This is a genomic window from Streptomyces sp. NPDC000345 (assembly GCF_042898825.1).
Taxonomy (GTDB): domain Bacteria; phylum Actinomycetota; class Actinomycetes; order Streptomycetales; family Streptomycetaceae; genus Streptomyces.
On record NZ_JBIAZE010000032.1, the window covers coordinates 1 to 6860 of the forward strand.

Annotated in this window: 1 protein-coding gene; it reads left to right on the top strand. The window is 72.0% G+C overall.

Going from position 1 to position 6860, the window contains the following annotated elements; translation table 11 throughout:
- Positions 1–6860: type I polyketide synthase (locus ACFY30_RS39250; RefSeq protein ID WP_390849937.1), on the top strand; the 6860-nt coding region annotated here is incomplete at both ends.

The window sequence follows — 6860 nt, forward strand, 5'->3', positions numbered from 1 at the left end:
GCGTGGGTGCGCGGCATCCCGGTGGACTGGACGGCGGTGTTGGCCGGCCACGACGCCCGTACCGTCCCGCTGCCCACCTACGCCTTCCAGCGCCGTCGTTACTGGCTCGACGGTGGCGCGAGCCGGCGTCTCACACGTCCCCTCGGGGACCCCGTCGAGTCGGAGGAAGCCGAGGTTCTTACCCGGCCGGAGCTGCGTAACGACTGGGTGCAGCGCATCCGGGCCCATGCCGCCGCCGTGCTGGGCCATGCCACGGCCGCCGATGTCGACGCCGCCCTCACTTTCAAGGCGCAGGGCTTCGATTCCGCGACCTCTGTCGAACTGCGCAACCGCCTGGTCGCGGACACCGGGCTCCCCCTGCCGGCCTCGGTTCTCTTCGATCACCCCACTCCCCAGGCACTCGCCCTCCATGTGCGCGGTCTGCTGCACGGTGGCAGCGACCCGGTTCCCGAGGACTCCGTGGACTCGACGCCCGCCACCGACGACGAGCCCATCGCCATCGTGGCCATGGGCTGCCGTCTGCCCGGTGGCATCCGCACACCGGAAGAGTTGTGGGAACTGCTCTCCGCCGGCGCTGACACCATCTCCGGCTTTCCCACCGACCGTGGATGGGATCTGGACGACCTGTACGATCCCGACCCGCAGCAGCATGGGACCACCTACGCACGCTCGGGCTCGTTCCTGTACGACGCGGGCGACTTCGACGCCGGCTTCTTCGGTATCTCGCCGCGCGAGGCCGTCGCCATGGACCCGCAGCAGCGGCTGCTGCTGGAGACCTCCTGGGAAGCACTGGAGCGGGCCGGGATCGACCCGGAGACGCTCCGTGAGCGCGACGGCGGAGTGTTCGTAGGACTCATGCAGCAGGAGTACGGCCCCGGACTGCACCGAGCCCCCGAGTCCGTCGACGGATATCTCCTGACCGGCACCTCCTGCAGTGTGGCCAGCGGGCGGATCGCCTATGTCCTCGGCCTGCGTGGGCAGGCGGTGACGGTGGACACGGCGTGCTCCTCGTCGCTGGTGGCACTGCATCTGGCGGTCCAGGCGCTGCGCTCGGGAGAGTGCTCGTTCGCGCTCGCCGGAGGCGCGACCGTGATGGCCGAGCCTGGCATCTTCGTGGAGTTCAGCAGGCAGCGTGGGCTTGCGCCGGATGGTCGGTGCAAGCCGTTCGCGGCGGGTGCGGACGGCACGGGCTGGGGTGAGGGTGTGGGGGTGCTGTTGCTGGAGCGGTTGTCGGATGCGCGGCGCAATGGTCATCCGGTGCTGGCGGTGGTGCGGGGTTCGGCGGTCAACCAGGACGGGGCGAGCAATGGTCTGACGGCGCCCAACGGTCCTTCGCAGGAGCGGGTGATCCGTGCGGCGCTGGCCAACGCCCGTCTGAGCGCGGATCTCGTGGACGCGGTGGAGGCGCACGGCACGGGTACCACGCTGGGTGACCCGATCGAGGCACAGGCCCTGCTGGCGACCTACGGCCAGGGCAGGGACCCGGAACGACCCCTGTGGCTCGGCTCGTTGAAGTCCAACGTCGGTCACACGCAGGCCGCCGCGGGCGTGGTCGGTGTGATGAAGATGGTGCTGGCGTTGCAGCACGGGGTGCTTCCCCGGACCCTTCATGTCGACGAGCCGACGCCGCATGTCGACTGGTCGGCGGGGGAGGTGTCGTTGCTGACGGAGGCGGTGGACTGGCCCGAGGTCGAGGGGCGTCCGCGCCGGGCCGGTGTGTCGTCCTTCGGGATCAGCGGGACGAATGCGCATGTGGTGTTGGAGGAGGCTCCGGCGGTGGCGGAGCCGGCTTCCGAGGGTGTGGATGCGGTGCCGGTGTTCGAGGCCTGTGATGTGGTGCCGTGGGTGGTGTCGGGTCGTGGCGGGGAGGGGCTGGCGGGTCAGGCCGGCCGTCTCGCTTCGTACGTGAGGTCGGTCGGCGAGGATGTCCGGGCGGTGGATGTGGCGTGGTCGTTGGCGTCGACGCGTACGGCGTTCGAGAACCGAGCCGTCGTCCTGGGCGCCGAGAAGGCCGACCTGATCCTCGGGGCCAAGGGACTGGCGGCCGATGACGGGATGACGCCGTCCTCCGTGGTGAGCGGGCGGGCTGCTCGTGCTGCCGGTGACGTGGTGTTCGTGTTCCCGGGGCAGGGGGCGCAGTGGGTGGGGATGGGGCGGGAGTTGTGGGGTGCCTCGCCGGTGTTCGCTGCGTCGATGGAGGCGTGTGAGCGTGCGCTTTCCCCGCATGTGGAGTGGTCGTTGAGTGAGGTGGTGCGGGGCGGCTGCGAACTGGTTGATGTGGATGTGGTGCAGCCGGTGTCGTGGGCGGTGATGGTGTCGTTGGCGGCGGTGTGGCGTGGGTGTGGGGTTGTGCCGTCGGTGGTGGTGGGTCATTCGCAGGGGGAGATCGCGGCTGCGGTGGTGGCGGGTGGTCTGTCGTTGGAGGACGGGGCGCGGGTGGTGGCGTTGCGGTCGCGGGCGATCCGGGCGATCGCGGGGCGCGGGGGGATGGTGTCCGTGCCTCTTGCGCCGGCAGCTGTGGAGGAGTTGCTGGCCGGCTGGGCGGGCCGTATCGATGTGGCTGCGGTGAACGGTCCTGGTTCGGTGGTGGTGGCGGGGGATGCGGATGCGCTGGATGAGCTGATGGCGCACTGCGAGAGCGGTGGCATCCGGGCGCGTCGTGTCCCGGTGGACTACGCCTCCCACACCCGGCACGTGGAGGCCATCGAGGCCGAGCTGGCCCGGGTCCTCGCACCGGTCGCCCCCCGCCCCGGCCAGGTGCCGTTCTTCTCGACGACCGAGGCGGAGGTCATCGACACCGCTGGGCTGGACGGGGGTTACTGGTATCGGAATCTGCGTCAGCGGGTGCGTTTCGCTGACGCCGTCGAAGGCCTGCTGGCACAGGGTTACGGGGCGTTCGTCGAGGTCAGTTCCCACCCGGTGCTGGGTATGGCGGTGCAGGAGGCGGCCCCCGAGGCGGTCGTGGTCGGCACGCTGCGTCGGGACAAGGGCGACGCCCACCGCTTCGTGACTTCCCTCGCTGAGGCGTGGGTGCGCGGCATCCCGGTGGACTGGACGGCGGTGTTGGCCGGCCACGACGCCCGTACCGTCCCGCTGCCCACCTACGCCTTCCAGCGCCGTCGTTACTGGCTGGAGAAGACGGTTCCGGCAGGGGTGGGGATGTCCGGGCAGGAGGTGGTGGACGCCCGCTTCTGGGAGGCGGTCGAGCGTGAGGATCTGGAGGCGCTGGCGGGGACGTTGCGGGTGTCCGACAGTGAGGCGCTGGCCGGTGTTCTTCCGGTGCTGTCGGGGTGGCGCAGGGAACAGGTGGCGCGCTCGGCGGTGGACGGCTGGCGGTACAAGGTGGTCTGGAAGCCGGTCGCCCAGGACACGCGCGCCGTCGACCTGACCGGTCCCTGGCTGCTCGTCGTACCGCAGGGACACCCCGACACCGGCCTCATCACCTCCCTCTCGGGCGGTCTGACGGCCCACGGCGCCGACGTACGCGTCCTCGAACTCACGTCGCGCCACGCCGACCGCGATGTTCTGAAGTCCGCGCTCGACGCCGCGTCGGGCGATCCCGCGGTGCCGCTCAGCGGCGTGCTGTCGTTGCTGGGCCTGGACGAGAACCCGTTGCCCGGCCATCCCGTGCTGTCCACCGGGGCCGCGCTCACCGTCTCCCTCCTCCAGGCACTGGGCCGGGCCGGGTTGCACGCGCCCCTGTGGTGCGTCACGCAAGGTGCCGTGGCGGTCGGGGACCAGGAGCCGGTCGCCCGGCCGGGACAGGCAGCCGTCTGGGGGCTGGGCCGGGTCGCGGCCCTGGAGTTCCCGGAACGCTGGGGTGGGCTGGTGGACCTTCCCGAGCGGCTCGACGCACGGGACACCGGTGCTCTCTGCGCCGTTCTGGCCTCGTACGGCGACAGCGCGGAGGATCAGCTGGCCCTGCGGGCGAACACGACCTTCGTGCGGCGCCTGGTGCCGGCCCCCCGGTCGGCTGCCGGGCGGTCGTCCGGTCGGCGTTGGTCGCCGCGCGGTACCGCCCTGGTGACCGGCGGAACTGGTGCGCTCGGCGCGCATGTCGCACGGTGGCTGGCGCGCGGCGGTGCCCAGGACGTGGTGCTGGTCAGCCGGCGGGGCCGGCGCGACGACGCGGCCCTGGCGGAGCTGGAGGCGGAAGTCGCCGCGCTGGGCGCCCGGTTGACCGTCACCGCATGCGACGTGGCCGACGTCGCGGCACTCGGGTATCTGCTGAGTTCCCTGCGCGCGGACGGCCGTACGGTCCGCACCGTCGTGCACGCCGCAGGTGTCGGCACCCTCCAGACGCTCGCCGACCTCAGCATGGCGGAGTTCGCCGAGGTCGCCGCGGGCAAGGTCGCCGGGGCACGGCACCTCACCGAGGTCCTCGACCCGGCCGAGACCGACGCGCTGATCTTCTTCTCCTCGATCTCGGGTGTCTGGGGCGTCGCCGACCACGCGGCGTACGCCGCCGCCAACGCCTGCCTGGACGCCCTCGCCGAGCGCGCGCGCCGCACAAGCGGGCTTCCGGTGCTCTCGGTGGCCTGGGGCCCCTGGGACGGCGGCGGCATGATCGCCGAGGACATGCGCGACCCGCTGCGCCGCCGCGGCATCCCCGTCATCGCGGCGGAACCGGCGATGGTGGCTCTGCAGGAGGCGCTCGACCACGACGACACGGTCGTGGCGGTCGCCGACGTCGACTGGGCGCGTTTCGTGCCCGTCTTCAGTGCCGCCCGGCCTTCTCCGCTCATCGCCGCACTGGAACCGCGGGATGACCAGACCCGAGGCGCCGGCGAACGGGACGCACAGGGCACGGACACCGCGGCGTCGAGCCTCGCGCAGCGGCTCGGAACCTTGTCCGTCGCCGAACACGACCGTTTCGTCCAGGACCTCGTCCGGTCCGAGGCGGCCGTCGTGCTCGGTCATGACTCGGCGGCCGCCGTCGACGCCGCCTACGCCTTCAAGGAGTTGGGCTTCGATTCGGTCAGCGCCGTCGAACTGCGCAACCGGCTCACCGCCCGCACGGGCCTGAAGATCCCGACGACGGTCGTCTTCGACCACCCCACTCCGCTCGCCCTCGCCGCCCACCTCCGCCGGCTGGCCCTCGGAGACCCTGCCGCACCGGGGCAGCACTCGGAGTCGTCCGCAGTCGCGGCCGGTCCACCAGCGCCCGCCGCCGATGACGACCTCATCGCGGTCGTCGGCATGGGATGCCGCTATCCGGGCGGCATCACGTCCCCCGAGGACCTCTGGCGGGTCGTCACCGACGGCCAGGACGTCATCACCGGCTTCCCCGCCGACCGGGGCTGGGACACGACCCGGCTCTACGACCCCGACCCCGACCGGCCCGGCACCAGCTACGTCCGGCACGGCGGCTTCCTGCACGACGCCGGGGAGTTCGACGCGGCCTTCTTCGGGATCTCCCCGCGCGAGGCGGCGGCGATGGATCCCCAGCAGCGACTGCTCCTGGAGACGTCCTGGGAGGCGTTCGAGCAGGCCGGCATCGACCCGAGGACCCTGCGCGGCAGCAGCACCGGCGTCTTCACCGGTCTGACGGACCAGAACTACGGCACCCTGCTCAGCCGTGGCACCGACGGCACCGAGGGCTACCTCGTCACCGGCGCCTCGACCGCCGTCGCCTCGGGCCGGGTCTCCTACGTCCTCGGTCTGGAGGGACCGGCGGTGACCGTGGACACCGCGTGCTCCTCGTCGCTGGTCGCGCTGCATCTCGCGGTACGGGCGCTGCGGTCCGGAGAGTGCTCGATGGCGCTGGCGGGCGCGGCGATGGTCATGGCCGATCCGGTGCCGTTCGTGGGCTTCAGCCGGCAGCGGGGCCTCGCCCCCGACGGCCGGTGCAAGCCCTTCGCCGAGGCCGCCGACGGCTTCTCCCTCGCCGAGGGCGTGGGGGTGCTCCTGCTGGAGCGGCTGTCGGACGCCCGCCGCAACGGCCATCCGGTGCTGGCGGTGGTGCGCGGTTCGGCGATCAACCAGGACGGGGCGAGCAACGGCCTGACCGCGCCCAACGGCCCTTCGCAGCAACGAGTCATCCGCGCCGCCCTCGCCGACGCCCGCCTCACCGGCGGTGACGTGGATGTCGTCGAGGCGCACGGCACGGGCACGCGGCTGGGCGATCCGATCGAGGCGCAGGCCCTGCTGGCGACGTACGGACAGGACCGTCCGTCCGAAAAGCCGCTGCTCATCGGCTCGGTCAAGTCGAACATCGGGCACACCCAGACCGCGTCCGGCATGGCAGGCGTGATGAAGATGGTGCTCGCCATGCGGCACGGGATCGTGCCGGGCACACTGCACGTCGACGCGCCGTCGTCGCATGTCGACTGGTCGGCGGGGGAGGTGTCGTTGCTGACGGAGGCGGTGGGCTGGCCGGAGACAGAGGGGCGTCCGCGCCGGGCCGGTGTGTCGTCGTTCGGGATCAGCGGGACGAATGCGCATGTGGTGTTGGAGGAGGCTCCGGCGGTGGCGGAGCCGGCTTCCGAGGGTGTGGATGCGGTGCCGGTGTTCGAGGCCGGTGATGTGGTGCCGTGGGTGGTGTCGGGTCGTGGCGGGGAGGGCCTTGCAGGTCAGGCGGGCCGCCTGGCGTCCTACGCGGAATCGACGGCAGGCGAGCCACGTCCGGTGGATGTGGCGTGGTCGTTGGCGTCGACGCGTACGGCCTTCGAGAACCGGGCCGTCGTCCTGGGCGCCGAGAAGGCCGACCTGATCCTCGGGGCCAAGGGGCTCGCGGCCGATGACGGCGGGAGTCCATCGGCCGTCGTGCGGGGTGCGGTGACGGGTGGTGCGGATCGGGTGGTGTTCGTGTTCCCGGGGCAGGGGGCGCAGTGGGTGGGGATGGGGCGGGAGTTGTGGGG